Source organism: Vreelandella sp. 2A-K22 (assembly GCF_054065485.1).
In genome coordinates this window covers 106,538-131,653 of the sequence record NZ_JBSUGC010000013.1, presented here as the reverse complement: position 1 = coordinate 131,653, position 25,116 = coordinate 106,538, and the positions used below count along the sequence as shown (strand labels likewise).

At 57.0% G+C, this 25,116-nt stretch carries 23 protein-coding genes; 13 read left to right on the top strand and 10 right to left on the bottom strand.

Translation table 11 applies throughout. The features are described 5' to 3' along the window. Positions 1-132 precede the first annotated feature (132 nt). The 3 genes from ACW17M_RS17720 (at position 133) to ACW17M_RS17710 (ending at position 5,924) form a co-directional block, all read left to right on the top strand. Positions 133-2,979, top strand: coding sequence for a valine--tRNA ligase (locus ACW17M_RS17720; protein WP_027957792.1), 2,847 nt, complete (start codon positions 133-135; stop codon positions 2,977-2,979). A gap of 85 nt (positions 2,980-3,064) precedes the next feature. Then, positions 3,065-4,816 (top strand): chloride channel protein, encoded by a 1,752-nt coding sequence (locus ACW17M_RS17715; RefSeq protein WP_457547864.1) that lies wholly within the window; start codon positions 3,065-3,067, stop codon positions 4,814-4,816. Further along, a complete protein-coding gene (locus ACW17M_RS17710) occupies positions 4,806-5,924 on the top strand; it encodes an ABC transporter substrate-binding protein (RefSeq protein ID WP_457547863.1) in 1,119 nt (372 codons plus the stop codon). Before ACW17M_RS17715 ends, ACW17M_RS17710 begins: the two co-directional genes overlap by 11 nt. A 248-nt stretch (positions 5,925-6,172) precedes the next feature. On the opposite strand, the gene ACW17M_RS17705 is transcribed toward ACW17M_RS17710, so the two are convergent. After that, positions 6,173-6,688: a GNAT family N-acetyltransferase gene (locus ACW17M_RS17705; RefSeq protein WP_009288510.1), complete on the bottom strand. Its 516-nt coding sequence runs from the start codon at positions 6,686-6,688 to the stop codon at positions 6,173-6,175. A gap of 41 nt (positions 6,689-6,729) precedes the next feature. Next, positions 6,730-7,329 carry a pyridoxamine 5'-phosphate oxidase family protein gene (locus ACW17M_RS17700; protein ID WP_457547862.1) on the bottom strand — a complete coding sequence of 200 codons (600 nt, stop codon included), beginning with the start codon at positions 7,327-7,329 and terminating at the stop codon, positions 6,730-6,732. Between the two features lie 333 nt (positions 7,330-7,662). Here ACW17M_RS17700 and ACW17M_RS17695 point away from each other — a divergent pair, with 333 nt between their 5' ends. The 7 genes from ACW17M_RS17695 to ACW17M_RS17665 all read left to right on the top strand — a co-directional run bounded on the left by ACW17M_RS17695 (position 7,663) and on the right by ACW17M_RS17665 (position 15,827). After that, on the top strand, positions 7,663-8,706 hold the full coding sequence (locus tag ACW17M_RS17695) for an aminoglycoside phosphotransferase family protein (protein WP_457547861.1): 1,044 nt from the start codon (positions 7,663-7,665) through the stop codon (positions 8,704-8,706). Positions 8,707-8,736: 30 nt separating this feature from the next. Continuing rightward, the gene (locus ACW17M_RS17690) at positions 8,737-9,957 is read left to right on the top strand and encodes an ABC transporter substrate-binding protein (RefSeq protein WP_457547860.1); all 1,221 of its coding nucleotides are present in this window, start codon (positions 8,737-8,739) and stop codon (positions 9,955-9,957) included. Between the two features lie 2 nt (positions 9,958-9,959). Further along, positions 9,960-11,633, top strand: a complete 1,674-nt coding sequence (locus ACW17M_RS17685; RefSeq protein ID WP_027957786.1) for an ABC transporter permease — start codon at positions 9,960-9,962, stop codon at positions 11,631-11,633. 10 nt (positions 11,634-11,643) lie between these two features. Continuing rightward, positions 11,644-12,282 (top strand): ATP-binding cassette domain-containing protein, encoded by a 639-nt coding sequence (locus tag ACW17M_RS17680; protein WP_041157528.1) that lies wholly within the window; start codon positions 11,644-11,646, stop codon positions 12,280-12,282. After that, complete coding sequence (locus tag ACW17M_RS17675; protein WP_457547859.1) at positions 12,269-12,979, top strand: TIGR04283 family arsenosugar biosynthesis glycosyltransferase; 711 nt, start codon at positions 12,269-12,271, stop codon at positions 12,977-12,979. Before ACW17M_RS17680 ends, ACW17M_RS17675 begins: the two co-directional genes overlap by 14 nt. Beyond that, positions 12,969-13,580: a TIGR04282 family arsenosugar biosynthesis glycosyltransferase gene (locus ACW17M_RS17670; protein WP_041157527.1), complete on the top strand. Its 612-nt coding sequence runs from the start codon at positions 12,969-12,971 to the stop codon at positions 13,578-13,580. The genes ACW17M_RS17675 and ACW17M_RS17670 overlap by 11 nt, the downstream gene beginning before the upstream one ends. An 84-nt stretch (positions 13,581-13,664) precedes the next feature. Further along, positions 13,665-15,827 (top strand): FAD-dependent oxidoreductase, encoded by a 2,163-nt coding sequence (locus tag ACW17M_RS17665; RefSeq protein WP_457547858.1) that lies wholly within the window; start codon positions 13,665-13,667, stop codon positions 15,825-15,827. Positions 15,828-15,866: 39 nt separating this feature from the next. Here the strand turns inward: ACW17M_RS17665 and ACW17M_RS17660 are convergent, their stop codons facing one another. Next, a complete protein-coding gene (locus tag ACW17M_RS17660; RefSeq protein WP_276316028.1) occupies positions 15,867-16,262 on the bottom strand; it encodes a transcriptional regulator in 396 nt (131 codons plus the stop codon). Between the two features lie 165 nt (positions 16,263-16,427). Between ACW17M_RS17660 and ACW17M_RS17655 the strand changes: the two genes are divergently transcribed. Beyond that, entirely contained in the window at positions 16,428-17,822 is a 1,395-nt protein-coding gene (locus tag ACW17M_RS17655; RefSeq protein WP_141440054.1) for a GGDEF domain-containing protein, read from the top strand. A 32-nt stretch (positions 17,823-17,854) separates the two neighbouring features. Beyond that, the gene (locus tag ACW17M_RS17650) at positions 17,855-18,994 is read left to right on the top strand and encodes an FAD-dependent oxidoreductase (RefSeq protein WP_161463230.1); all 1,140 of its coding nucleotides are present in this window, start codon (positions 17,855-17,857) and stop codon (positions 18,992-18,994) included. Between the two features lie 9 nt (positions 18,995-19,003). Here ACW17M_RS17650 and ACW17M_RS17645 read toward each other — a convergent pair whose 3' ends face one another. Both ACW17M_RS17645 and gloA read right to left on the bottom strand, forming a co-directional pair. Then, the gene (locus ACW17M_RS17645; protein ID WP_457547857.1) at positions 19,004-19,459 is read right to left on the bottom strand and encodes an META domain-containing protein; all 456 of its coding nucleotides are present in this window, start codon (positions 19,457-19,459) and stop codon (positions 19,004-19,006) included. 23 nt (positions 19,460-19,482) lie between these two features. Continuing rightward, positions 19,483-19,923 (bottom strand): lactoylglutathione lyase, encoded by a 441-nt coding sequence (gene gloA / locus ACW17M_RS17640; RefSeq protein WP_041157525.1) that lies wholly within the window; start codon positions 19,921-19,923, stop codon positions 19,483-19,485. A 128-nt stretch (positions 19,924-20,051) separates the two neighbouring features. Here gloA and ACW17M_RS17635 point away from each other — a divergent pair, with 128 nt between their 5' ends. Further along, the gene (locus ACW17M_RS17635) at positions 20,052-21,122 is read left to right on the top strand and encodes a metal-dependent hydrolase (RefSeq protein ID WP_041157524.1); all 1,071 of its coding nucleotides are present in this window, start codon (positions 20,052-20,054) and stop codon (positions 21,120-21,122) included. Between the two features lie 22 nt (positions 21,123-21,144). On the opposite strand, the gene ACW17M_RS17630 is transcribed toward ACW17M_RS17635, so the two are convergent. The 5 genes from ACW17M_RS17630 to ACW17M_RS17610 all read right to left on the bottom strand — a co-directional run bounded on the left by ACW17M_RS17630 (position 21,145) and on the right by ACW17M_RS17610 (position 25,101). Further along, positions 21,145-21,876 (bottom strand): MliC family protein, encoded by a 732-nt coding sequence (locus ACW17M_RS17630; RefSeq protein WP_009288499.1) that lies wholly within the window; start codon positions 21,874-21,876, stop codon positions 21,145-21,147. 45 nt (positions 21,877-21,921) lie between these two features. Next, on the bottom strand, positions 21,922-22,434 hold the full coding sequence (locus tag ACW17M_RS17625; RefSeq protein WP_022520177.1) for a DUF3087 family protein: 513 nt from the start codon (positions 22,432-22,434) through the stop codon (positions 21,922-21,924). Positions 22,435-22,514: 80 nt separating this feature from the next. Then, positions 22,515-23,612 carry a 3-deoxy-7-phosphoheptulonate synthase gene (locus ACW17M_RS17620; protein ID WP_161463228.1) on the bottom strand — a complete coding sequence of 366 codons (1,098 nt, stop codon included), beginning with the start codon at positions 23,610-23,612 and terminating at the stop codon, positions 22,515-22,517. Positions 23,613-24,172: 560 nt separating this feature from the next. Then, positions 24,173-24,301, bottom strand: a complete 129-nt coding sequence (locus ACW17M_RS17615; protein ID WP_261377686.1) for a hypothetical protein — start codon at positions 24,299-24,301, stop codon at positions 24,173-24,175. A 59-nt stretch (positions 24,302-24,360) separates the two neighbouring features. Next, complete coding sequence (locus ACW17M_RS17610; protein ID WP_009288496.1) at positions 24,361-25,101, bottom strand: FAD-binding oxidoreductase; 741 nt, start codon at positions 25,099-25,101, stop codon at positions 24,361-24,363. Positions 25,102-25,116: the final 15 nt, after the last annotated feature.

Below are 25,116 nucleotides of genomic sequence, written 5' to 3'. Positions count from 1 at the left end.
CATCACATACGTACTGTGCACCCACAATAGAGCGTGAGTAGCCCCTGACGACCACGGCCCTTACGCGGTATACTCACGCCCATTCATCTATGCACTTATACACATTTCTCGCCAGCCGTGAGCCAACTCTCCATGGAAAAGACCTACCAACCCGAACAGATCGAAACCCGCTGGTACGAGCGCTGGGAAGCTGACAACCGTTTTGCTCCCTCCGGCCAGGGCACGCCTTTTTCGATCATGATTCCACCGCCCAATGTGACTGGCAGCCTGCACATGGGCCATGCGTTCCAGGACACCATTATGGATACCCTGACGCGCTGGAAGCGGATGCAGGGGAACAACACTCTGTGGCAGGTAGGCACCGACCACGCCGGTATCGCCACGCAGATGCTGGTGGAGCGCAAGATTGCAGCTGAAGAGGGCAAGACCCGCCACGACCTTGGCCGCGATGCGTTTATCGACAAGGTGTGGGAGTGGAAACACGAATCCGGCGGCCATATTACCCGCCAGCTGCGCCGCATGGGCGCTAGCGTCGACTGGTCTCGCGAACGCTTCACCATGGACGACGGCTTCTATAAGGCGGTGCAAGAAGTGTTTGTGCGCCTGCACGAAGAGAAGTTGATCTATCGTGGCAAGCGCCTGGTCAACTGGGATCCGACACTACACACCGCCATTTCTGACCTGGAAGTGGAGAACAAAGAGCAGCAGGGTAGCTTCTGGCATTTCCGCTACCCGCTGGCGGACGGCGTCAAAACCGACGATGGCAAGGATTACCTTGTAGTCGCCACCACCCGCCCGGAGACCCTGCTGGGCGATACCGGCGTGGCAGTGAATCCAGACGATGAGCGCTACGCCTCCCTGGTCGGCAAATTTATCGAGCTGCCGTTGGTCGGTCGCCGAATTCCGGTGGTTGCTGACGAGCACGCCGATATGGAGAAAGGTTCGGGCTGCGTCAAGATCACCCCCGCCCACGACTTCAACGACTACGAGGTCGGCAAGCGCCAGAACCACCTGCTGATCAACGTCTTCTCCAAAGACGCGGCAATCCTTGAGCAGGCCGAGATCTTCGACCTGAAAGGTCAACCCCAGCCCGATGTAGACGCCACTCTGCCTGCCAAGTACGCAGGTCTCGACCGCTTTGAAGCGCGCAAGCAGATCGTTGCCGACATGGATGCCCTGGGCCTGCTAGAGCAAGTCGAAGCCGTTAACAACACCCTGCCTTATGGTGACCGTTCGGGCGATGTCATCGAGCCGCTGCTCACCGACCAATGGTTTGTGGCCGTGGAGTCCCTCGCCAAGCCCGCCATCGAAGCGGTGGAAAATGGCGATATCCAGTTCGTGCCCAAAAACTACGAGAACATGTACTTCGCCTGGATGCGCGACCTGCAGGATTGGTGTATCTCCCGCCAGCTGTGGTGGGGCCACCGCATCCCGGCCTGGTACGACGAGGAAGGCAATGTCTATGTTGCCCGCAGCGAAGCCGAGGCTCGCGAGAAGCATAAACTCGGCCCCGATGTCACCTTGACGCAAGATGAAGACGTACTCGATACCTGGTTCAGCTCGGGCCTGTGGACGTTCGGCACCCTCGGCTGGCCGGAAGAGACGCCGGAGCTGGAGACTTTCCACCCCAGCAGCGTGCTGGTCACCGGCTTTGACATCATCTTCTTCTGGGTTGCCCGGATGATCATGATGACCCTGAAGTTCACCAAGCAGGTACCGTTCAAAACGGTTTACGTGCATGGTCTGGTGCGCGACGGCCAGGGGCAGAAGATGTCCAAATCCAAGGGCAACGTACTCGACCCCATCGACCTGATCGACGGCATCACGCTGGATGAGCTGCTCGAAAAGCGCACCGGCAATATGATGCAGCCGAAACAGGCCAAGGCGATTGCCAAAGCGACCAAGGACGAGTTTAAAGATGGTATTGAAGCCCACGGCACCGATGCGCTGCGCTTTACGTTCCTCTCCCAAGCCACCACCGGGCGTGATATCAAGTTTGATATGAGCCGCCTGGACGGCTACCGCAACTTCTGCAACAAGCTGTGGAACGCCTCGCGCTACGTGCTGATGAACGCCGAAGGCGAAGATTGCGGCACTGGTGGTGAAGAGGTTGAGCTTTCACTGGCCGACCGCTGGATTATCTCGCAGCTGCAGAAAACCGAAGCCCAGGTCACCAAGGCGATGGACGAGTACCGTTTCGACCACGCCTCCCAGGCGCTGTATGAGTTCGTCTGGAACGAGTACTGCGACTGGTACCTGGAGCTTTCCAAGCCTGTTTTGTGGGATGAAAATGCCACGGCAGAAGCCAAGCGCGGTACCCGCCGCACGCTGGTACGCGTACTCGAAGCGATTCTGCGCCTTGCTCACCCGATGATGCCTTATATTACCGAAGAGATCTGGCAGCGCGTGTCGCCGCTGGCAGGTGTGTATATGGGTGACGATGCGTCGATCATGCTGCAAGCCTGGCCAGAAGCCGACGAAAGCAAAATCGACGACCAGGCCAGCCTGGATATCGAGTGGTTGAAAGGCGTCATCATCGCCGTGCGTAACATCCGCGCCGAAATGAACATCGCCCCCGGCAAACCGCTTGACGTGCTGCTCACCAAAGGCAAGCCCGAAGACGCCGAGCGCCTGGAGAGCAACCGTCGCTTCCTTTCCAAACTCGCCAAGCTGGAAAGCGTTACCTGGCTTGAAAACCCAGACGATGCCCCGCTCTCAGCCACGCAATTGGTGGGCGATATGGAAGTGCTGGTACCGATGGCGGATCTGATCGACAAAGACGCCGAAATCGCCCGCTTAAGCAAAGAGATTGAGAAGCAGGACAAGCTGATCGGCGGCATCGAGAAGAAGCTTAGCAACGACGGCTTTATCGCCAAAGCCCCGGTAGCGGTGGTGGATAAAGAGCGCGGCAAGCTGGCCGAATTCCAAGCCACCAAGCAGTTGCTGGAAGAACAGCGCGCTAAAATCTCAGCGCTGTAAGTCCTCCCCCGGCGCCAGGCAGCTCTGACGGCATGGCGCCGGCGCGCCGCTTGCCCGCTGATCGGATAGCGCCTATAACGGGTAAATGGACTCCCCCAGCACAGACAGCGTTTCGCCCCGACACCCCCTGGCAGTCTTGCGTTTCCTTGGCTTGGTACTCTTGGGCAGTGTCGTCGGCGGAGTGGCGGCTCTTGTAGCCGTTGGCTTCGTCAATGCGGTGGTATGGCTCAACGACCTGCTGTTGATCTCCCCCCGAGGCCAGATGATGGCTGCAGACACCTCTCTGGTGATACTGGCTACCCTGCTGGTGCCAACCCTTGGGGGGCTGCTCGTTGGTCAACTGCACCGCGGCCTGCCTGGGGGCCGCTCCCATACCCCTGCCGACGCCATCGCTGCCGTCCAGACCCGCCGAGGTCGCCTACCCGCCAAGGCTGGTGCTCTCTCAGCGTTAAGCGGTTTGGTGTCGTTAGGCGCAGGCGCCTCGGTGGGTCAGTACGGCCCCCTGGTACATCTCGGCGCGACTCTCGGCTCCCTAATCACACGCTTGCTGCGCCTGGGGCGCTCAGAGGACAATATCACTATCGCTTGCGGGGTAGCGGCAGCCATCGCTGCGGCCTTCAATGCGCCACTGGCGGGCATTGTCTTCGCCCACGAAGTCGTGCTACGCCACTATGCCCTGCGCGCCTTCGCGCCAGTGGCTGCCGCCGCCATCGTCGGCTATGTGCTGGCCACTCAGTTGCTTGCTCAGGGGACGCTGTTCCATATCACTGAGCCTGGCGTGCCTCAACCTTGGGAATTCGCCCTTTTCCTAGCCTTGGGTGGCCTAGGCGCCTTGGTGGCTGGAGGCTATATGCATGCCATTCTTGCCATGGGCCAGCTGGCCAAGCGGCTACCGCTACCCACCAGCCTTCATCCCGCACTAGCCGGGGCTTTGCTCGGCCTAACGGCTCTTTGGGTACCCGATATTCTCGGCATGGGCCAAGAAACCCTGCGCTTCGCCACCTTGCCCGGGGCCTACGGCGGCGGCGAGCTGCTGATGGTACTGCTACTAAAGCTGGCCGCGACCGCTTTGTGCCTGGGGCTGGGTTTCGCTGGTGGTGTCTTCAGCCCAGCGCTGGTGATCGGCACCCTCTTCGGCGCCCTAGCCGGCACCCTGGTAGCGGAGCTGGGCGGTGGCCAGGAGACGTTTATCTTCTATGCGGTGTGCGGCATGGTCGCGGTCACCGCACCGGTTCTCGGCGCGCCTCTTACCACCCTGCTGATCGTCTTCGAACTTACCGGCAGCTATGCGTTGACCACCGCCGCCCTGGCCAGCGTCACGCTAGCCAATCCTCTGGCCGCCCAACTGTTCGGCCGCTCGCTATTCGATATTCAATTAGCCCGCCGTGGTTTGGATCTCTCCGCTGGCCGCAGCCGCGCCGTGCTCCAGGAGGCGCGGTTGACCGAGTTGATTAGTCATGATGCCGTCACCCTGGCCCCCGCGACCCCACTGAAAGCGGCCATCTCGCGCCTTTGTCAAGCGGGCCATGGCGAAGCTTATCTGGTGGACGGCCGAGGGCGCTACCAAGGCTGCGTGACCCTGGCGAGCCTGGAGACCTTCCGCGAAGGCAGCGAGGCCACAACCCTGGCCGACTGTCCCGAAACGCCCCGCCCAGTGCTAGATCCGCACGCCTCACTTTGGGAGGCAATGCAGCAGCTACAAAAGGTCACCGGCGAGGCCATCGCCGTCGTGGATGACGAACGGCGCTTCTTGGGGGTGGCCTATGAGTCGAGCATTGCTCGAGCCTTCTTGCATCACAGCGACGCCCTACGACGGGAGGAACACGGTGCTGGCTAGACGATTGATCCCAGGACTTCTGGCCGGGCTGCTCGTCCTGGCAACCCCCATCAGGGCGGAAGTGCCCGACACTGCCGACTCTCTGACGGTATTGAGCTGGGGCGGTGCCTACGAGCACGCCCAGCGCAGTGCCCTCTTCACACCCTTCACCGAGGCCCATGATGTACCGGTGGCAGTGGACAGCTATAACGGCGGCCTGACGGAACTGCGCCAGGCCGTGGCGGAGAACGATGTCCCCTGGGACGTACTCGATATGACCCGCAGCGAGGCCATGGCAGCCTGCGAAGAGGGCCTACTGGAGCCACTCCCCCCCGAGCTAACCGCCTCAGCGCCGGACGGCACTCCGGCATCCCAAGATTTCCTTCCTGGCGCCCTGGGTCGCTGTTTTATCAGCCATTCGATCTTTGCCACCGTCGTGGCCTATCGCCGTGATGCTTTCCCCGGGGAGCGCCCCACTCGCATCGCCGATCTCTTCGATCAACAGCGTTTCCCTGGCCCCCGGGCCTTACAGCGCACCCCCGCGGCTAATCTGGAGTGGGCGCTACTCGCCTACCGGGTTCCCCGGGAAGAACTCTACCGTCTGCTCAGTACCCGCCGCGGCCTGGACTTGGCCTTCGCCCGGCTGCAAAGCATCGACAATATCCACTGGTGGGAGGCCGGTGAAACCCCGGTGCGCCTGCTGGAGGAGGGCCAGGTGGTCATGGCTTCCGGCTACAATGGCCGCTTCTTCGCCGCCATGGTGGAGCGCGACCTGCCCATCGAGATCCTCTGGGACGGCCAGCTCCAGGAACATGAGACCTGGGCGATCCCCCGCGGTGCCCCGAACCCCGAGGCGGCCCAAACATTTATCCGCTTCGCCACCACCAGCGAGCGCCAAGTGGAGTTGGCCCGGCATATCCCCTATGGCCCAACGCGACGCTCTGCTGCTATGCAGGTTACCACCCACCGCGACAGTGGCCTGGACATGCGCCTGCATATTCCCACCCACCCCATCAACGCCCAGGGTGCGGTGACCAAGGACGAGACTTGGTATGCCCGTACCCAGGAACGCATTGAGGCCCTCTTTCGCGAGACCCTGTTTCGTGAAGCCCTGACGACACAAGAATGAATGCGCAGTGCGGTTTCAAAAAATGGGCGGTTACAGTTAACGTGGCAATGCTGATAACCGTACTACGACATTGGGAACGAGGTGATCGCACTTCCCATGGTCCAGCGCTGGCATTACTGCATATCGTTGCCAAGGAACCAAAGGCTGTACTGAGAGCATTGGGCTAACAGAAATGCTCTTTTAAATTAAATTCGATATTTTTGAATTTGAAGCTGTCGGCTACTATGTCGGTTCACTCAGACTGAGTGTTATTGCGTATTACCCAACCGTTTAACCATTGGCTGCACCATAAGCGCGGAACCAACCCTCAGCGCTTCAAGCGGCCCCGTTGGAAGATATCCAGACGAGGTATAAAAACCAACTGCAGCTTCGTTGCTTGTTGTTACTGCGAGCTTTATACACTCACACCCTTTATTTACAGCCCAGGTACTAATTTCATATAGAAGAGACTTGGCGATCCCCTTCCCTCGCAGCGCAGGTGAAACCCACATTTGGTAGATATGCGCCATTTTCGTATCGGGCTCATGTATTACCCCCCAGGCTAGGCCAACCGCTTGGCCCTCCAACTCAGCAATTAAGGGCAGAGCGTCCAGGCCTCGCCATTTCAGATCCAAGCGTGTCTGCCATTCAGTGTCTGAGAGCGTTACTTCCTGCTCGTAAGTTGAGCCAAAAGAGTCAGGCGCATCCTCAAGAGAGTTCAACCGCGCCAACTTATAAAGCTGCCAATCTTGCGGGGTTAATACTCTGCTCTTTACGTCACTCATGATCGAGATCTTCCTGCATGATGATGAGGGCCCCTGAGGTGCTAAATATCTTGTGCGTAACGCGCAAGCATCTCTTCCTGTGACTCGGGGGAGCCGCTACGACCTATTTGCTCGTGAATCATCTGCCCCATCGTCGGCAATACGGAACGCTCGCGACGGCTCTCATCTGCCCATAGTTTGGAGCGCATAAAGGCTTTAGCGCAGTGAAGGTAAGCCTCCTCAACCGTCACCTCAATAACCACCTTTGGTGCTCGCTTCTCTGATGCAAAAAGCTGCCGCTTTTCCTCATCCACCGAGACATGCGCCGCGCCATTTATGCGTAGCGTCTCATCGACCCCGGGGATTAAAAACAGCAATCCAGCCCGACCGCTCTCGACAATATTTTTAAGTGAATCCAATCGGTTATTACCTGGAGAATCTGGAATCACCAAAGTAAGATCATCAACCACCTTGATGAAACCTGGCTCTCCCCCGCGTGGCGACGCATCAAAGCCCGATGCGTTTCCAGTGGCGATGACCACAAAGGGAGCAAGCTCGATAAATCGCTGGCAGTGCCGGTCAAGTCGCGATAGCTGCTTCTTCAGCGCTCTCTCCTTTGGCTCAGGATATAGCTGGTATAGCTCTTCGGTGGTGCGAATCATAATTCCCCCGATACAAAAACTGCCGTCTCAATAATAATGAACCAGGCACCAGCTATTGCTCGCGCGTAAATGGCGATGGCTGTTAACGGTAAGCAATCCCGACAACGCCCGCTCTAATCCCACAAAATCTACTTAACCACAACGCTAGCAGAAAATACTCCGAAGATAATTAACTTATTAGTTATGACTCATAATATCTATGCAGCGCTAGCGCATGACATATTGGTCCCCTTACCACTCACTTTAACCACATTTTCTTACGAAACGTGTAAGGTTGGTACAAGAACGGCCACTAAGTGGCATCGCTGATTCAGCAACGACACGGACTGCTCTATGCCGACACCAACCGAAGCGCGTTTACAGGCGCTGGCAAGCGAATTAAAGCGGGCCGGGATTGCATACCATGAGCTTACGACGATGGCGGATACCGGGCTGGCCCATGATCATGTGTGGATCCATCGCAGCGTGGGCGATGACTGGGTGGCGCGACTGCCGAAGCAGAGTCAGATGAATCTGCCGCCTGAAGAGAACCTTGCCTATCAGACTGCCTGCTACCAGCGCTCTAGTCCTGGCGGACACACGCCAGCACTTTACGGCACTCTGCCGCCGAGCGAGGCACTGCCCCGGGGTGGGTTACTGGTTGAGGCTATCCGTGGCCGCTTGGCCAAGTTGCCGGAAGACCTGCCTGCCATCGCGGATGCTCTAGCCAGCTTGCATAGCCAACCGCTGCCCAGTGTCGCAGAGCAGGCACCACTGCTTGCCCCCGAAGACCCGTGGCAAGCGATGATAGATGAAGTGCGTCAGCAGGCTAACTGGTTGAGCGACGCGCAACTTTCGAGCAAGGTCACCCAGCGCATTAAGCAGGAGCTGGACTTACTGCCACCTCACTTAAGCGATGCCGCGCCGACACTGATTAGCTTTGACACCCACCCTGGCAACTTCTTAATCCACGACGATGGCCGCGCGGTGTTGGTGGATTTAGAGAAGTGCCGCTACGGCCTGCCGGGTATCGACCTCGCCCACACCAGCCTCTACACCTCGACCACCTGGGACGTCAGCAGCCAAGCGGTGCTATCGCTAAGTGACGTGATTAGCTTTTATCGCCGCTGGCAAGCCACCATGGGTGAAACGCCGGACATCGACACCCTCATTGCCTGTCGCCGCGCTACCTGGCTCTGGTCGTTAACCTGGTGTGCCAAGTGGCGCGCCCAGCACTTAAACGCCGTAGATGCCCAGCAGCGCGGGGAAGACTGGTCCGCTGAACTCACCGACCCGGCAGTAATCGATCACGTACGTGACCGCGTTGAACACTACCTCTCGCTGCCGACGATTGATCACGTTCATAGCGAGCTTCAGTGCTTGCAAGCCACCCTATAACGTTTTTCTCCTACTGATATGAGGTGTGCGATGTCGAATAAACGCAACTCCCTGGGTGCTACGATTGCCATGGCGATGCTGGCTGTCTCTTTACCGGTCATGGCAACCCCTGATCCCAGCGATTGGCAAAGCGTTGTCGCAGAAGCCGAAGGCCAAACCGTTTACTGGAATGCCTGGGGCGGTGATACGCGCACCAATCGCTACATCGACTGGGTGGCGGAGCAAATGCAGGCACAGTACGGCGTCGATGTGGAACACGTAAAGCTGGACGATACCGGCAGCGCGGTAGCTCGGATACTGGCAGAAAAGCAGGCGGGCAACCACACCGAGGGCAGTATCGACCTGATTTGGATCAACGGCGAGAACTTCGCTGCGATGCGCGAAAGCGACCTGCTGTTTGGCCCCTTCGCTGAGTCGCTGCCCCATTTTGCGCTCACCAATGCCGCCGATAACCCTGAGGTGGTGACCGACTTCACGTTACCTACAGAAGGCTATGAATCGCCCTGGGGTAAAGCGCAGATCACCTTTTTTTACGATAGCGCTCAAACCGAGACACCACCCCAGAATATGCAGGCACTACTCGCCTGGGCCAAAGCCAATCCCGGCCAGTTCAGCTATCCGCGTATTCCCGACTTCACCGGCAGCACCTTTTTAAAGCAGGCGCTGATCGAGCTCACCGATCAGGAGGAGGCGCTTTACCAGCCAGTTTCAGAAAGCGATTTTGAGGCTGTCACCAAACCTCTGTGGGCCTATTTAGATGCGCTGCACCCGCACCTGTGGCGCAGTGGTCGTACCTTTCCCGACTCCGGCCCCAACCTGCGCACGTTGATGAGCGACGGCGAGCTAAGTTTGGCTTTTTCGTTCTACCCCACCGATGCCGCCGTGGCAGTCATGGAGTATGAGCTGCCCGAAAGCGTGCGCAGCTACGTGCTGGAAGGCGGCACTTTGGGTAACGTTCACTTTGTGGCGATCCCCTATAACTCGCCGCATAAAGCCGGGGCCATGGTGCTCGCCAATTTCCTGCTTTCACCGGAAGCTCAGGCGCAAAAGCAGTCGCTAGCGATGTGGGGAGACCGCAGCGTACTGGATATCGATCAGCTAGACGCCGAGAATCAGGCGCTGTTCGAGCAGGGTGATCGCCATCCTTCCGAGCTACCGGCGGACGCGCTGTCCAACACCCTACCCGAACCACACCCCAGTTGGATGACCGCCCTGCAAAATGCCTGGCTTGAGCGTTACGGCGTTAACTAACGATGCTGCGACTGGCCCCAGCACTCATCATTGCCCTGCTAGTACTCCCCGTTGGGGCGGGTCTGATGATGGTGCTGCTGCCTGCGTTTGGCTACTTACCAACGCTAGGCGGCCATGGCGCTAGTTTAGCCCCCTGGCAAATGCTGTTCGACCAGCCGGGGCTAGGACGTTCAGTGATGGTTAGCTTTGCCAGCGGGTTAGTCAGCACAGCCGTAGCGCTGGTAATTGTGGTGCTGTTTTTGGCCGCCAGTCGGGGCACTTGGTTAGATCGCGGCATACGACGGTTGGTATCACCGCTGCTCGCCATCCCTCACGCCGCTATCGCCTTTGGGTTTGCCTTTTTGATTGCCCCTTCGGGTTTGGTGGCGCGGCTGATATCGCCGTCGCTAACAGGATGGGAGCGCCCCCTGGACATGCTGATCATCAACGATCCCTGGGGATTCTCCCTAATGGCGGGGTTGGTGCTAAAAGAGGTACCGTTTTTGCTACTGATGAGCCTGGCGGCACTGCCGCAGTTAGCGCCGGAGAAGCGCTTGATGCTGGCAAGGTCGCTAGGTTACTCGCCTACCATCGGCTGGTTAAAAACGGTGCTTCCCTCGCTCTACCCACTGATTCGCCTGCCGGTTTATGCAGTGATCGCCTATGCCACTTCGGTCGTCGATATGGCACTGATTCTTGGCCCGAAGCTGCCCCCCACACTGAGCGTATCTATCTTGGGTTGGTTCAACGACCCGGATATCAGCCAGCGTTTTATGGCCTCGGCGGCGGCGGTACTGCAACTGGGCGTCACTGTCGCTGCACTGCTGTGTTGGTGGTTGTTAGAACAGCTGATCCGCAGCCTGACGCGGTACTGGCTGATCAATGGCAGCCGCCAGCGTGGCGAAATCATCCTGCGCCTCGTTGGCCGCTCGGCATTACTGTTTTCGAGTATCACAGCGCTGGCAGCCTTAGTTGGGTTGGGGCTATTTTCACTGGCCGGTTTTTGGCGCTTTCCAGAAGTGTTGCCACAGATGCTAACGCTGGATCACTGGCAACGCAGCGGCCCTATGCTGGCTACACCGCTCATTAATACGGCATTGATTGGACTTGTTTCTACCGCCTTGGCTACGGCGCTAGTGCTAGCAACGCTGGAAAATGAACACCGTCAGCACATTCAACCCAAGCGCGCGTTATGGTTACTCTATTTACCCCTACTAGTGCCGCAAATTGCGTTTCTATTTGGGCTAATCGTGGCCGCTGAAAGCCTGGGCATTCGCCCTCAACTTGGTCTGGTTATCGCTGGTCACCTGCTGTTTGTACTGCCTTATGTATACCTCTCCTTGGCCGAGACCTATCGCCAATTGGATCCACGCTGGTTAAAGGTAGCGCGTTCACTGGGGGTGTCACGCAGCTCCGCTTTTTGGCGGGTTCGCCTGCCGCTGTTGCTCGCGCCGCTGTTAACAGCGTTTGCCGTAGGCTTGGCAGTGAGTATTGGCCAATACTTACCCACCCAGTTACTCGGTGCGGGCCGCGTGACCACCGTGACGACCGAGGCAGTCGCGCTTGCCTCTGGCAGTAATCGACGTTTAATCGGCGTCTGGGCATTAGTGCAGGCTGGGTTACCGTTGATTGGCTTTATGCTTGCGCTAGGGCTGCCCCGTTTATTGGGTACCCACCGCCGTGATTTAGCTACTTAAGAGGGACAATGTGACAGCTTCTTTTTGCGCGCCGCTACGCCTTGAGCAAGTTAGCATCGCCCTGGCAGGCCGTGAGTTACTGGTAGTGGATGCCACTATTAGCTCCGGTGAAGTACTCACGGTCATGGGACCTTCGGGGTCGGGAAAATCCACCTTATTGGCGTATATTGCAGGCTTTCTTGATCGCGAATTCACCGCTAGCGGCGGCGTATGGCTGGGCGAGCGCAATTTGCTCAGCCTTCCCGCCGAACAGCGCAACATCGGGCTTCTGTTTCAGGATCCGCTGCTATTTCCGCACTTAAGCGTGGGCGGCAACTTGCGCTTCGGACTGCCTCGCCATCTAAAAGACAAGCGCCAGCAGGTTACTCAGGCACTTGAACAGGTTGGGCTAGCAGGCTTTGAGTCCCGCGACCCCGCCACCCTTTCCGGCGGCCAGCAATCACGCGTGGCGTTGATGCGCCTGCTACTCTCCAAGCCGCGAACGGTGCTGCTGGACGAGCCGTTTTCCAAGCTGGATACGGCGCTGCGCCAGGAGATGCGCACACTGGTGTTTAGCCAACTACGCGAAGCAGGCCTGCCTACGCTCCTGGTCACCCATGACCACGAGGACGCCAATGCAGCAGGAGGGCCGGTTATTGAGCTCGGCTGACCAACCACCTCGGCTGAGCATCGTGATACCGGTGCTTAACGAGGCCACGGGAATTGAGGCGTCACTGACGCCGCTGCAAGCACTCCGCGACCAGCGCATTGCGATACCCGTTGAGATAATTGTCGTGGATGGCGGGAGCAGTGATGCCAGCGCTCACATTGCCAAACCACTAGCAGATCGAGTGCTCAGTAGCCCAGCCGGACGAGCATTGCAAATGAACCTGGGCGCTCAGCATGCCACTGCGCCCGCACTGCTGTTCCTGCACGCGGATACTCAATTGCCCAAGAACGCCGTTGAGCAGATAACCCAAGCGCTTAACGGCCACTCCTGGGGGCGCTTTGATATTGAGCTTGCAGGCCGCAGCGGCTGGCTGCCCGTGGTGAGCTGGATGATGAACCAACGCTCACGGCTCACCGGCATCGCCACCGGCGACCAGGGCATGTTTATGCGCGCGAGCACTTTCAAAGCAGCCGGTGGTTTTCCCGAACAGCTACTGATGGAAGACATTGAGCTTTCTAAACGACTCAAACGGGTGTCTCAGCCCGCCTGTTTGCAGGCGAAAGTGGTAAGCTCGGGCAGGCGCTGGGATGAGGTCGGCGCTTGGAAAACGATCCGCCTGATGTGGCGGCTGCGCTACCGCTACTGGCGCGGCGTTAGCGCAACCCAACTCGCCAAGGAGTATCGCGATGCCCGCTGAAACGCCCCACCTGCACCTGCTAGCCAAAGCGCCGCTGGCGGGGCAAGCTAAAACGCGCCTGTCGCCCCTACTCGGTTTGGAAGGTGCTGCCAACGCCCACGCGGAGCTGGTACGCCACTGCGTCGCAAATGCCTGCAAAGCGCTGCCTGCCGCCAATGTCACACTATGGACAGCGCTTGATCACGCCCACCCGCTGTTTATCGAGCTTCGCGAGGCATTTGGTGTGACGCTAAGCGCCCAGCCAGAGGGTGACTTAGGCGCAAGGGTTCGCCATGCCCTGAACAGTACTCCAGGGCCCGCCATGCTAATGGGCAGTGATTGCCCAAGCATCACCAGCGCGCTAATCACCACCTGCGCACAGCAGCTAGCCAGCTTTGAGGTGGTGATGTTACCCGCCGAAGATGGCGGCTACGGCTTTGTGGGTACCCGACAAGACTACCCTGCGTTGTTTAAAGATATCCCCTGGGGTACCCAACGCGTGCTGACCACCACGCAGCAGCGCATTGAAGCATTAGGCCTCCAGGTCGCCTACCCCGCGATTATTTGGGACGTGGATCGCCCTGAAGACTGGCAGCGCTGGAAGGAGCTAGAGAATCTCTAATTAGCCGTTTCAGTGTAAGGAAACGGGCGCTCTCCTCACTCAGTGACAACCGATACTTCCCTTATTAGCGCTGGAGCTTTTATTGTGACCCGACAACGTTTGATTATTGCAGCGCTACTGATCACAGCCATTGGTGTGTTTTTCATTAGCGGTGCCCATCAATGGTTCACCCTGGAAACCATCAAAGCATACCAAAGCGACTTCCAAACGGCATTTACTCAAAATCCTTGGCAGGTAGCGGGGATCTTTTTTGCTGTTTATGTGGTGATAACGGCGCTCTCACTGCCGGGCGCCACGCTGATGACCTTACTTGGCGGTGCGCTATTTGGGCTCGGCTGGGGGCTACTGATTGTCTCCTTCGCTAGCACCATGGGGGCCACGCTGGCCTTTCTACTTTCACGGTTTCTTTTCCGTGGCCCTATCGAAAAGCGCTTTCCGCGCCAGTTTGCCTCGGTGAATCGCGGCGTGGAGCGCGATGGCGCTCTTTATCTATTTACCCTGCGTTTAGTGCCGGTATTTCCGTTCTTTATGATCAACCTGGTCATGGGTCTAACGCGCATAAAAACCGTCACTTTTTACGGGGTAAGCCAGCTCGCGATGCTGCCCGGCACCGCCATCTATGTGAATGCGGGTGGGCAGTTGGGCGAGCTAGAGAGCCTGGGGGGTATTCTTTCACCGACGCTTATCGCCTCGTTTTTACTGCTGGCCATCTTCCCCTGGATAGCTCGACGCATTGTACAACTGGTGCAGAAGCGCAAAGCTTATAAAGGTTTTACCCGGCCAGCGGGCTTTGACTACGACATTGTGGTGATCGGCGGCGGCTCAGCCGGGCTGGTTACCAGCTATATCGCCAGCGCCGTGAACGCCAAAGTGGCGTTGGTGGAAAAACACAAGATGGGCGGCGATTGCCTGAATACCGGCTGCGTTCCGTCTAAAGCGTTAATTCGTGCCGCCCGCGCCGCCCATGAGGTTCGCACCGCACACCGGTTCGGAGTGACTGCCAGCGAGCCGCAGGTCGACTTTGCCAAGGTGATGGGCCATGTGCATCAGTCGATTAGCGATATCGAACCCCACGACAGTATAGAGCGCTATAACGGCTTGGGCGTTGAGGTGTACCAAGAGCACGCCAGGCTGATCTCGCCCTGGGAAATACAGGTCGGCGATAAAATCCTCACCGCCCGGCATATCGTGCTGGCCACCGGCGCACGTCCCCGGGTGCCGTCGCTACCGGGTATTAAGAGCGCCCCCGTTTTAACTTCCGAGAACCTCTGGTCGCTTACTGAATTGCCCAAGCGTTTAGTGGTGCTGGGCGGCGGTGCCATTGGTTGTGAGCTAAGTCAGAGCTTCGCTCGCCTGGGTAGCCAGGTCACCCTGGTGGAAGGCGTTTCCCAACTGCTGGGCCGTGAAGATCCAGAGGTCGGTGAGCTAGTCGAAAGCACCCTGGAAGGCGAAGGCGTGTCGGTGATGACCGATGCCAGGGCGTTGGAAGTTCTCAACGGGGAGACAGGCTATCAGCTAGTGGTGGAGCATGATGGCGACCGCAAAATACTACCGTTGGACTACCTTTTGGTGAGTGCCGGTCGCCAGGCCAATGTGGAAGGCTTAGGGCTCGAAGCGCTGGGCATCACGACCACCCAAGCGGGCCCCCTTGAACTGAACGAGCGCCTGCAAACCCGCCTACCCAATATCTGGGCCTGCGGTGATTTGGCAGGGCCTTATCAGCTTACCCACGCTGCTGCTCACCAGGCGTGGCATGCGGCCGTCAATGCGCTGTTCGGCGAGCTGAAAAGCTTTGCGGTGGATTACCGCTATATGCCCGCCGTCACCTATGTACAGCCGGAAGTGGCAAGGGTGGGATTAAACGAAAAAGAGGCTAACGCACAGAGCATTGCCTTTGAAGTTACCCGCTACGCCATGGGCGAAAGCGACCGCGCCATCGCCGAAGGTGCCACTCAAGGCTTTATCAAAGTGCTTACCGTGCCCGGCAGAGACAAGATTCTCGGTGCAACCATCGTGGCGGAAAACGCCGGTGAATGGCTGGGTGAATTTACCCTCGCCATGAAGCACGGTCTGGGCCTCAACAAACTACTGGGTACCATCCACCCCTACCCCACGCTGGGCGAGGCGGCAAAGGCCACTGCCGGGGTGTGGAAAAACGCCCACAAGCCCGAACGAGTGCTGGCACTATTGAAGCACTACTTCAATTGGCGACGCGGTGACAGTTCAGCTAAGAAAATTGACACCTAGCACATCGAATTGAAAGATAATTAGAAAAAATAAGTCGACCTAATCGTTACGCCCGTTAGCAGGCGGGTGCACTTTAGCGAATGTTTCAATAATTTCGCGCACTACTTTACGCTGGGCAGCGGGAAGCTCCCGGTAGAGTGCCAGCAATTGGCGCTCTTCACTGGTGGATGAAACGTCCCAACTTGCGGAAGGTTCACTGACCGTATAAGCGGTGCTGGCGCCGTAGCGCAAGTGGTGCGGGTCGACTAACAGCCAGCGAGCCAAAACCTGGAGCTTATCCTGACTGGGGATCGAATCACCACGCAGCCAGCGCCTAACGGCCTGAAACGTGATCGGCTTTCCCCAATAGCGCAGATTAAATTCCCGCTCAAGCACTGACGGCCGCGCTTCGTAACCCGCTGCTTCCAGTGCCGCTTTTAGACGCTCTGCGAACATGATTTTTTCATTCATGCCGCCAATGTGAAGCGATTGTTCAATAACAGTTGAATAACGGTTCACCTTTTGATTGAATCATTAATTCAATTTCGAGTTTTCGCTTAGCAGTATTAGGCGAGTTGCTATGCTAAGCGCTGAAATGCGGCGCTTGAGGAGTCATTCAGAATGAGTGGCACACTATCTCCATCGGTGCAAAATCTCGACGACCTGTGTCATAAGCTGGCGCTACTATGCCGCTCGGCAACCCCTCTCGAGCTTTTTGAACTGCTGACCAAAACGCTGCATGCGCTTACCCAGGGTCAACCAGTGGCACTTTATCGCCGCTTAAGCACAGGAAACCTTCGTTTGGCGTACTACTATCCGTTGGAAAGTACCCTCGCCTCTCACCACGCGCTGCTCGCTATTCATTGTTACGACGATCTAGCCGCCTCAGAGCTGCAACTGTATGAACTAAAGGGCGAGCATGAAGTGTGGGGGTATATTGGGCATCCACCTGCGGTTCACGCTGGGCCTGGCAAGTGGATCCAGCTACTCGTCGATCTTGCATCCCAACGCTTACGCTTGTTAAAAGCAGAGCGTATGGTCACTCGCCAATCAGGTTTAAAGTCTCGCCGCAGATTGCTGTCCAGAGATATTAAAAAACTGACTTCCATTGATGATATTTTGCAGCATCATGGCGCTAGCTGGTGCGATATTTTTCAGGCCGAAGGCATTGCGCTGGCTTATCAGGGCGATCTTCACTGCTTTGGCGAGTGTCCCTCGAAGCACCAGTTATTTCATCATTTACAGCAGTTGAATCAACACAATCCCCATGACGAAATCGCCGAGCTGAATGGCAGCTGCCAAGGAGGTTTAGCGGCCCCGCTAAGCGTCGCCAATGCTTCCTTGGGTTGGTTACTACTATTTCGCCAACAGCCGCTACTCCCCGCTCTGGTTGCTGATACGACGCTTCAAGACGTCTTGAGTTATTGGATGCCGCAGGAAGCCTCCATGATGATTGAGCTGGCCGACGATTTAGCCGTGGCCATAACGGCCCAGGAGGTCGTTCATCTCAACCGCCAGTTAACCAAAACCAATCAACGCCTTGAGGGCTTGGCCCACACCGACCCCTTAACAAAATGCTGGAACCGCTACTATACAGAGCTGGTGATTGAGGATTTGATCAATTCGTCAGTCAGTTTTGCCATGTTGATGTTTGATATTGATGATTTTAAAAATATTAACGATACCTATGGGCATGCAACCGGCGATGATATCTTGCGTAATATGGCTCAGTTAGTGCAGGAAACGTTGAGACATGAGGATCACTTTGGGCGTTGGGGAGGTGAAGAGTTCGTCATTATATCCAAGGGGCTTGACCAAGACGCCAGTCTAAAGCTGGCTAACCGGCTCTGCCGCAACGTGGAGCAACACATCTTCGACATCGCTGGCCAATTAACAATCAGTATCGGCCTGACCCTCGCCCAGCCCGGCGACCGGCCTCGCCAGCTATTTGAGCGGGCGGATCAAGGCATGTATCTGGCTAAATTGGCGGGTAAAAACCAAGTCTTTGTCTGTTAATCCCCAACAGCACCTTGCTTCTTCTATAGGCGATGTCCATGCAGCAATTATTACTCATGGGTGCGGGCCATGCCCACGCCTTTGTACTCGAAGCCTTTGCCAAACAGCCTGAACCAAGCATCGCGATTACCGTGGTGAGTGATAGTCCTTTAGCAGCTTACTCCGGCAGCGTACCCGCATGGCTAGCGGGGGAGTGTACGCTGCGCAAGACACAGATCGACGTGGAAGCATTGTGCCAAAGAGCCAATGCTCGGCTAATTCTTTCCCCAGCAAACACGATCAACACCCAGAAGCATTACGTAGCGCTGGCAAATGGCAAGCGCGTTAACTTTGACGTGGCCTCCGTCAACATTGGTTCGACTCTAACGTCTCCTCACCAGCTTGGGGAGAACCTCCCCAAGCTACTCGCCATGCGCCCATTGAGTAGTCTGCACCAGCGCTGGCAGGCACTGCAAAATGATATTAGCCATTTACCCAGCGGCGGCGCCCAACGGGTGGTGGGCGTTGGCGGTGGCGCTGCGGGCTGTGAAACATTGATGAGCGTACTGGCTCAGTTGCGCAAACAGCGCCCGGATATTGATTGGCAGGGGCATTTGCTCAGCGCCTCTAACGCTCTATTGCCCGATGCCGGGCACGTGCCACGCTGGCTAATGCGACGCGCGCTGTCACAGGCAGGGATTACCGTTCACGTTGAACAACGCGGCGAAACGCTGATTGAAGGCGGAGTAACCACCCAGAACGGTAAACGCATCGATGCGGACATCGTCCTGTGGGCAACGGGGGCTGTCGGCCACCCATGGCTGGCAGGGACTGGGCTGCCGTTGGATCAACACGGTTTTATCCGCGTTGACCATTCACTGAAGGTTAGCGACCAGCCGAATATGTTTGCCGCTGGCGACTGTGCAGCGTTTACCCCAGCGCTGCCCAACGCAGGGGTTTATGCGGTGCGCATGGGGCCACACTTAGCGGATAATCTTCGCCGCGCCTGCCACGGCGAACCATTGCTCCCCTGGCAGCCACCCAAACGGGTGTTGGCACTCATTGGCACTGGCGACGGCCACGCGATTGCCAGCCGCGGAGGCTTTGGGGTATCCGGCAAGTGGGTATGGCAATGGAAAAAGCGGATTGATGCGCGCTTTATCGCCCGCTTCAATCCGCCTTTTGAAGGTTAACTGGCTGAATCAGTTACCTTCGCGCCAGCCGCCTAGCACCCGGCTATCCGGGCCAAAGAAGACCAACCGATCATGGTCAATCAAATACCGATAGGCGGTCTCCAGCATATCCGTGACCCGCTTGGCATCGCCCATTTGCGGGCACGCCATGCGGGTGGTGGCTAACGGGCTAAACTCAATGCGCTGGTTTTCACCGAGTGTTACTTCGCCAGTAAAGCGATTACAGCCGTCGTAACCGCTAACTTTGCCCTCTTTTGAAATCTCGAAAAATGGCGTTTCCGGCATAGAGAGCCGCTCATCAGTCCCCACCAACAGTAGGTTCCAACGCTGCTCAACAATAGCGCCCTCAAGCGAGGCATCGCTGGCACCCCGTTGTGGTGTAGAACTTGGCCCTGGCGAACTGCTACAAGCACTTAACAGTAGCGCAGCGGAAGCCAACAGTGGTAATAAGCGCCAACCTTTCATGGTGATCGTTCCTTTTGTCATTGTTACCAGCTACCGGTGTTTTCCATAGAAGCCCATGGCTCTTGTGGTGCCAGGGCATCGCCTTTTTGCAGCAGCTCCACAGAGATTCCGTCCGGTGATTTAACAAACGCCATATGGCCATCACGAGGTGGGCGGTTAATCGTCACGCCGTTGTCCTGAAGGTGTTGGCAGAGCGCATAAATGTCATCCACCCGATAGGCTAGGTGGCCGAAATTACGCCCACCGGTGTACTCTTCGGGATCCCAGTTATACGTCAGCTCAAGCTCCGGAGCCGTCAGCCGCTCTGAGCGTGGCTCATCTTCTGGTGCGGCCAGAAACACCAGCGTGAAGCGTCCTTTCTCGTTCTCTTTTCGGCGAACTTCTTTAAGACCCAGCAGATCGCAGTAAAAATGCAGCGAAGCATCCAGGTCACTGACACGCACCATGGTATGTAGATATTGCATATCGACTCCTGTTAAAAACGGCCTTGGTCATACTTTACAAAAACGTGACAACAGAAATAAATTGCTGCAACGCTGTATAATTAAATTATAACGTTTATCTTAGCTGGGTTTACCCGTCGGAGAAACCTGTGGATTCAGTCACTCAAGCCGCGCTTGGCGCAGCCATTGGCGGGGCCGTACTGGGCCGCCGCCTTGGCCGTAAGGCCATCCTTATCGGTGCCGTACTCGGCACCCTGCCCGATTTTGATGTAGCGCTGGATTATGGCGACGCCGTCGCCAATGTCACCGAGCATCGCGGTTTTAGCCATTCGCTTTTTGTACTAACAGGGTTAGCCACCCTGTTGGCGCTGCTATGCACACGATTTGCTCCTGCAAAAGATATTAGCCTACCCCGCTGGTGGTGCTTTTTTGCTCTTATTCTGATTACCCATCCTTTGCTTGATGCGCTAACCACTTACGGCACCCAGTTGCTTTGGCCTCTTGATCTTGCTCCCACCGCGTGGCCGATTATTTTTATTATCGATCCGCTCTATACACTGCCGCTGCTATTTACCTTGGGCGTTGCCTTGGTCTCTCAGCGGGTACGCAAAGCCTGCACATGGGGACTGGCCATCACGAGTGTTTACCTAATGATGGCAGCGGGTGCGAAATTAGTGGTAGAGCAACGTCTTGCCCCTGCCCTGGCAGAACAGGGTCTTGAAGAGGCTCCGCTACTGATACAGCCAACGCCGTTTAACATTGTGCTATGGCGCGCCACGGTGATCGACGGGGATCGCTACCATGAAAGCCTGATTAGTGTGTTTGACGGCGACCGTCAACCGCGTTTCGAACCATTAATTCGTAACGCTGGGCTAGAGACGTTCGCCCTGGCCAGCCAACAGGGAGAGCGTTTAATGTGGTTTGCGGGTTCTTTTTTACGCTATGAAACGCGGCTGCTAGAAGGAAAAGAGACGCTGATCGCCACCGATATTCGGCTCGGCTTCCCAGGCTTCCATCCGTTTAGCTTTACCCTGGCAACGTTAGAGGAAGAACACTGGGTACCGCTTGCGGTAAGCGAACAGTTGGAGAGTACCCGCGGTATTCAGATGCAAACGCTATCGCGCCTCGCCGCTCGTGCCGCAGGTAACACCTCGGCCCTGTGCGCCAGCGATTTCGAGGCGCATGAGTGGCGGGCCGAGCGTGTGGTTTATCGCTGCTGAGTTAGCGCTTCATCAAGGACGTCTAGGGAGCAATACCTTGGCCACAGCCGCTATATTGCTCCCCGCCATAAGTCAGCGTAACGCGAGCGGGAAAAGGCTTGCCGCTCATATTATCGAAACAGGCCCCAGCATCGATACGCACGCGGAAAAAGGGCTCCACGTCAGCGTTTTCAATCACGACTCGACCAGCTTCATTGTCCATCACACTAACCATATAAGGTAGCTGGAGACGCTCTTCCCCGTAGTTCGTTTCCATCGTCAGTGTCGGCGTGTCATTTGCTAACGCAACCGTCCAGCCCGGTTCGTTACCCTGACCAAAGAACATCACGCCGGGCTTTTCAGCTCGGGTTAAGGCGTCACGCTGCTCGGCCAACGAGCACTGCAGCTGCCCTCGTGGCGTTTCCACTAGCGCCTCGTCACCCCGGTTCCAGAAGCTGATCTCACCATCTTGGTAGCGGGCGCCGCTGGCCACGACGGCTTGGGGCAACCGCCATGCGCCGTGCAGCGACCATAGGCGCAAATCGTTGGCGTTGGTGGCAGCCACTAAGTGCTGCTGAGCGGGTTCGCAGTGCCACGCATCAAAACGCTGGGCAGAGCCGGGAAAAAGCGCCGAGGGCAGAAAGGGTGCCCGGTTATCCAGCGTTGCTTGGTTAGCGGCTTTAGTTTCTGTGGAGGGCGTGGCTGCACACCCCCCGAGTACCACCATCATACCGACTGCGGCGATGGCCCCACCCCATGCTTTTAACGTATTCATATGTCATGCTCCCTATATAACTAATTCTATTGCTTGCTGAACTTCTTACCCGCGTTTGAACGCCTGCAGATCGTGCGTATCGATACTTTCCACCTGCGGGGGCAACCCCAGCTCTTCGCGCTTGATTTTAACCTGCATTTTTTCCGCTAGCCGTTCGGCGTCGTCATCGGTGGTGCGCCCATTGAGCTCCGCCAACTGCGCCATGCCCTGGTGATAGAAAGTGAGCAGATCCAGCGCCGTGCGGTTGCTCTCTTCCACCGCTTTGCGCAGTTGCGAAAGATAGCCACTGACTTGCGACAAATGATGTTTGAGTTGCCAGACATAGCGCACCTCCGTCATCCATGGGCGCTCACGCAACACGGCAAATAGCGCGCTGGTGGCCAATAGCCCAAGTAGCACGCCTAGGGCATTGAGCCATAGGCTGCTGCCAAAGGTGGAGGTAAGGAGCATTGAGAACAGGAGGCCAAAAATAATTAGTTGCCCCGCCATGGCAAAGCTGATCATGCGGGCTTTGCGGCGGTAGGTCTCGGGGTCGTGATGTTCTAGGGTAAATACCATGGCCAGCCTCATTATCGCTGCAAACGTCCTATGATACGGGGCTGGCCAGGGCAAACAAGTAATAGCGTTTACAAAAGCAATTACGCCAAACGCTCCGCGGCCGTTTTGAGTAAGTGTTCGGTCGTTTCCCAGCCCACGCAGGCGTCGGTGACCGATACGCCGTAGCGCATGGCGCCAGGCTTGAGCGGCTGCTTGCCTTCGAACAGGTGACTTTCCAGCATCAGCGCGACCAGGTTGGCTTCGCCTGCCTGACGCTGCGCCAATACATCCAGCATCACTTCACTCTGGCGGCGATGGTCTTTACGCGCATTGGCATGGCTGCAATCCACCATTAGCCGTGGGTTTTGCCCGGCATTACGCAGCGCGGTGGTTGCCGCACGTACGTGTTGTGCCTGATAGTTAGGCTCACCGTGCCCGCCACGCAACACTACGTGGGTGTGCGGGTTGCCTGCAGTTTGCTGGACGATCGGGTAGCCTTGCGGGTCTACCGCGAAACGCTGGTGCGGGTGGGCCGCCGCACTCATGGCATCGATAGCCACTTGTACATCGCCACTGGTGGCATTTTTGAACCCCACCGCCGCTGACAAATCACTGGCCAGCTCACGGTGCAACTGCGACTCGGTGGTGCGTGCGCCAATCGCTACCCAGCTTAGTAAATCGTCTACGTAGGGCGCCAGCATCGGTTGTAAAAGCTCGGTAGCCACCGGCAAGCCGCGAGCGGCTACGGCATGCATCAGTTCACGAGAAAGCGCCAAACCGCGCGGCATATCACCGCTGCCATCCAAGCCTGGGTCGTAGGCCAGCCCTTTCCAGCCCACAGTGGTGCGCGGCTTTTCAACGTAGACGCGCATGACCGGCAAAATACGTTCGCTGATCTCTTCGCTTAATGCAGCCAGGCGGTCGGCGTATTCCAGCGCTGCATCTGGGTCGTGAACGGAGCAAGGGCCAACGACAACGAGCAGGCGGTCATCGTGACCACTCAAAATTTGCTGTACGGCGTGTCGCTGGCGGGCAATTTGCTCACTTAGCGGGGCGCTTAACGAGATACGTTGTCTGAGTTCGGCGGGGGTAGGCAGCCGCTTTGCACTGGGCTCAGGCGCTGAAGGCGTTAGCCGGGAAGTAGCATGGGCAGTGGATACAACGGTTTTATTAATAACAGGGCTGACAGGCGCATTCATGATTAATTCTCCGCAATCGTGTGACATCGTATGGTTGTGTGACCACCCAAGTGAACACGGTCGGAGGTGGCAGCTAGCACCGACCGCGCGTCGCTAAATCGCCAGCTATAGCCATAACCCACAAAGCTGGTAGCGAAAGCGTTAGTCAGTGCGCGATAAATCATGATGCTGCTCCTTGATGAAATAATGGTGAATAACTATTGCCGAAAATCGCTCAGTCTATAAATCGCTGGGACCCCAAAACGCCAGAAGCCCCGACGGGGTTACCGACCGGGGCTTCTGTGCTTGCGGCAGGCAACCGAGTGGTGTGCCTGGTGGCGCGACGTTAGGCGTCGGCCAGGGGCACACCGTAGCTAAACCAATACCCATAAAACGCAAAACCACCAACCAATTCTGGTTGTGGGTTCACTGTATGTGGTGTGGTTAGTCGTTGCATGCCCATATTCCGCTAGATTCTGTTAGTTACGCTGGCAATAACTAGCCCCAGTGAATCGTTTGACAGGGCTGCCGCCATGGCGTTGTCGTTTTATCCTGCCTGCAAGCGCTGCAAATGGCAACACTCAACCGCTAAAAGCTTGTACCCAACCAATGGTAGCGGGCAGCGCGCTCATGCTAACCAGCACCACCAAGCCTAGAAAGATGGACAGGAAACCAGAATCGTCTTTAAAGTTTTCGTCGTGTTGGGCCATGTTAGCCTCCTTTTTTACCAACGCTATATCAGGGGGAACGTTACAACGCTGTGATCATATTAAGTAGAACGAGGGGCGTAGGCAAACACATCCGAAAACACCCGCTCAAGCTTTATGCCTTTTGTGTCGAGCACATCCAGGCAGGCATACACCATATTGGGCGAACCCGAGATATAAACATCGTGGGTTTCTGGCGTGATATCTGCGGTTTTCAACACCTGATCAATACGACCCAGGTGATGGGCAATCCGCTCTCCCGCTGCTAACGGCTCTTCCAAGGGCGATTCGGTTACCGCATGAAAGCAGACATTGGCGTGGGTTTGCGCCCACTGGCTGGCCAGTTGCTCTAAATAGAGGTCGCGGTGTTCGCGGGCAGCCCACCACAGCGAAATTTCTCGTTCGGGCTGTTCATGCAGTACCGATTCGACAATGGCTTTCATCTGGGAGAAACCGGTTCCTGCTGCAATCAGCAGCAGCGGTCTTTCGCTCTCACGATCAAGCACGCACTCACCGCCGGGCAAACGCAGCGTGAGCTGATTGGCTACCTGCAGCAGTTCCCGCAGCCGCGCTGAGTTATCCCGCTCCGGCCAGTGTTGAATATGCAGCTCGATAACACCATCGCTGCGATCGGCACTGGCGATCGAAAACGGCACCCAGGTGGTGTCATCCAGCTTAAGCTCTAAATATTGCCCCGGCGCATGCTGCATGGCTTCGGCGCGCCCAGTTAGCGTCACGCCAAACACATCGGGGCTTAAGTTCTCAACCTCGGTGACTTGGCAAGTCAACGTCCTTGCACTCATGAAAGCCTCTTTTTA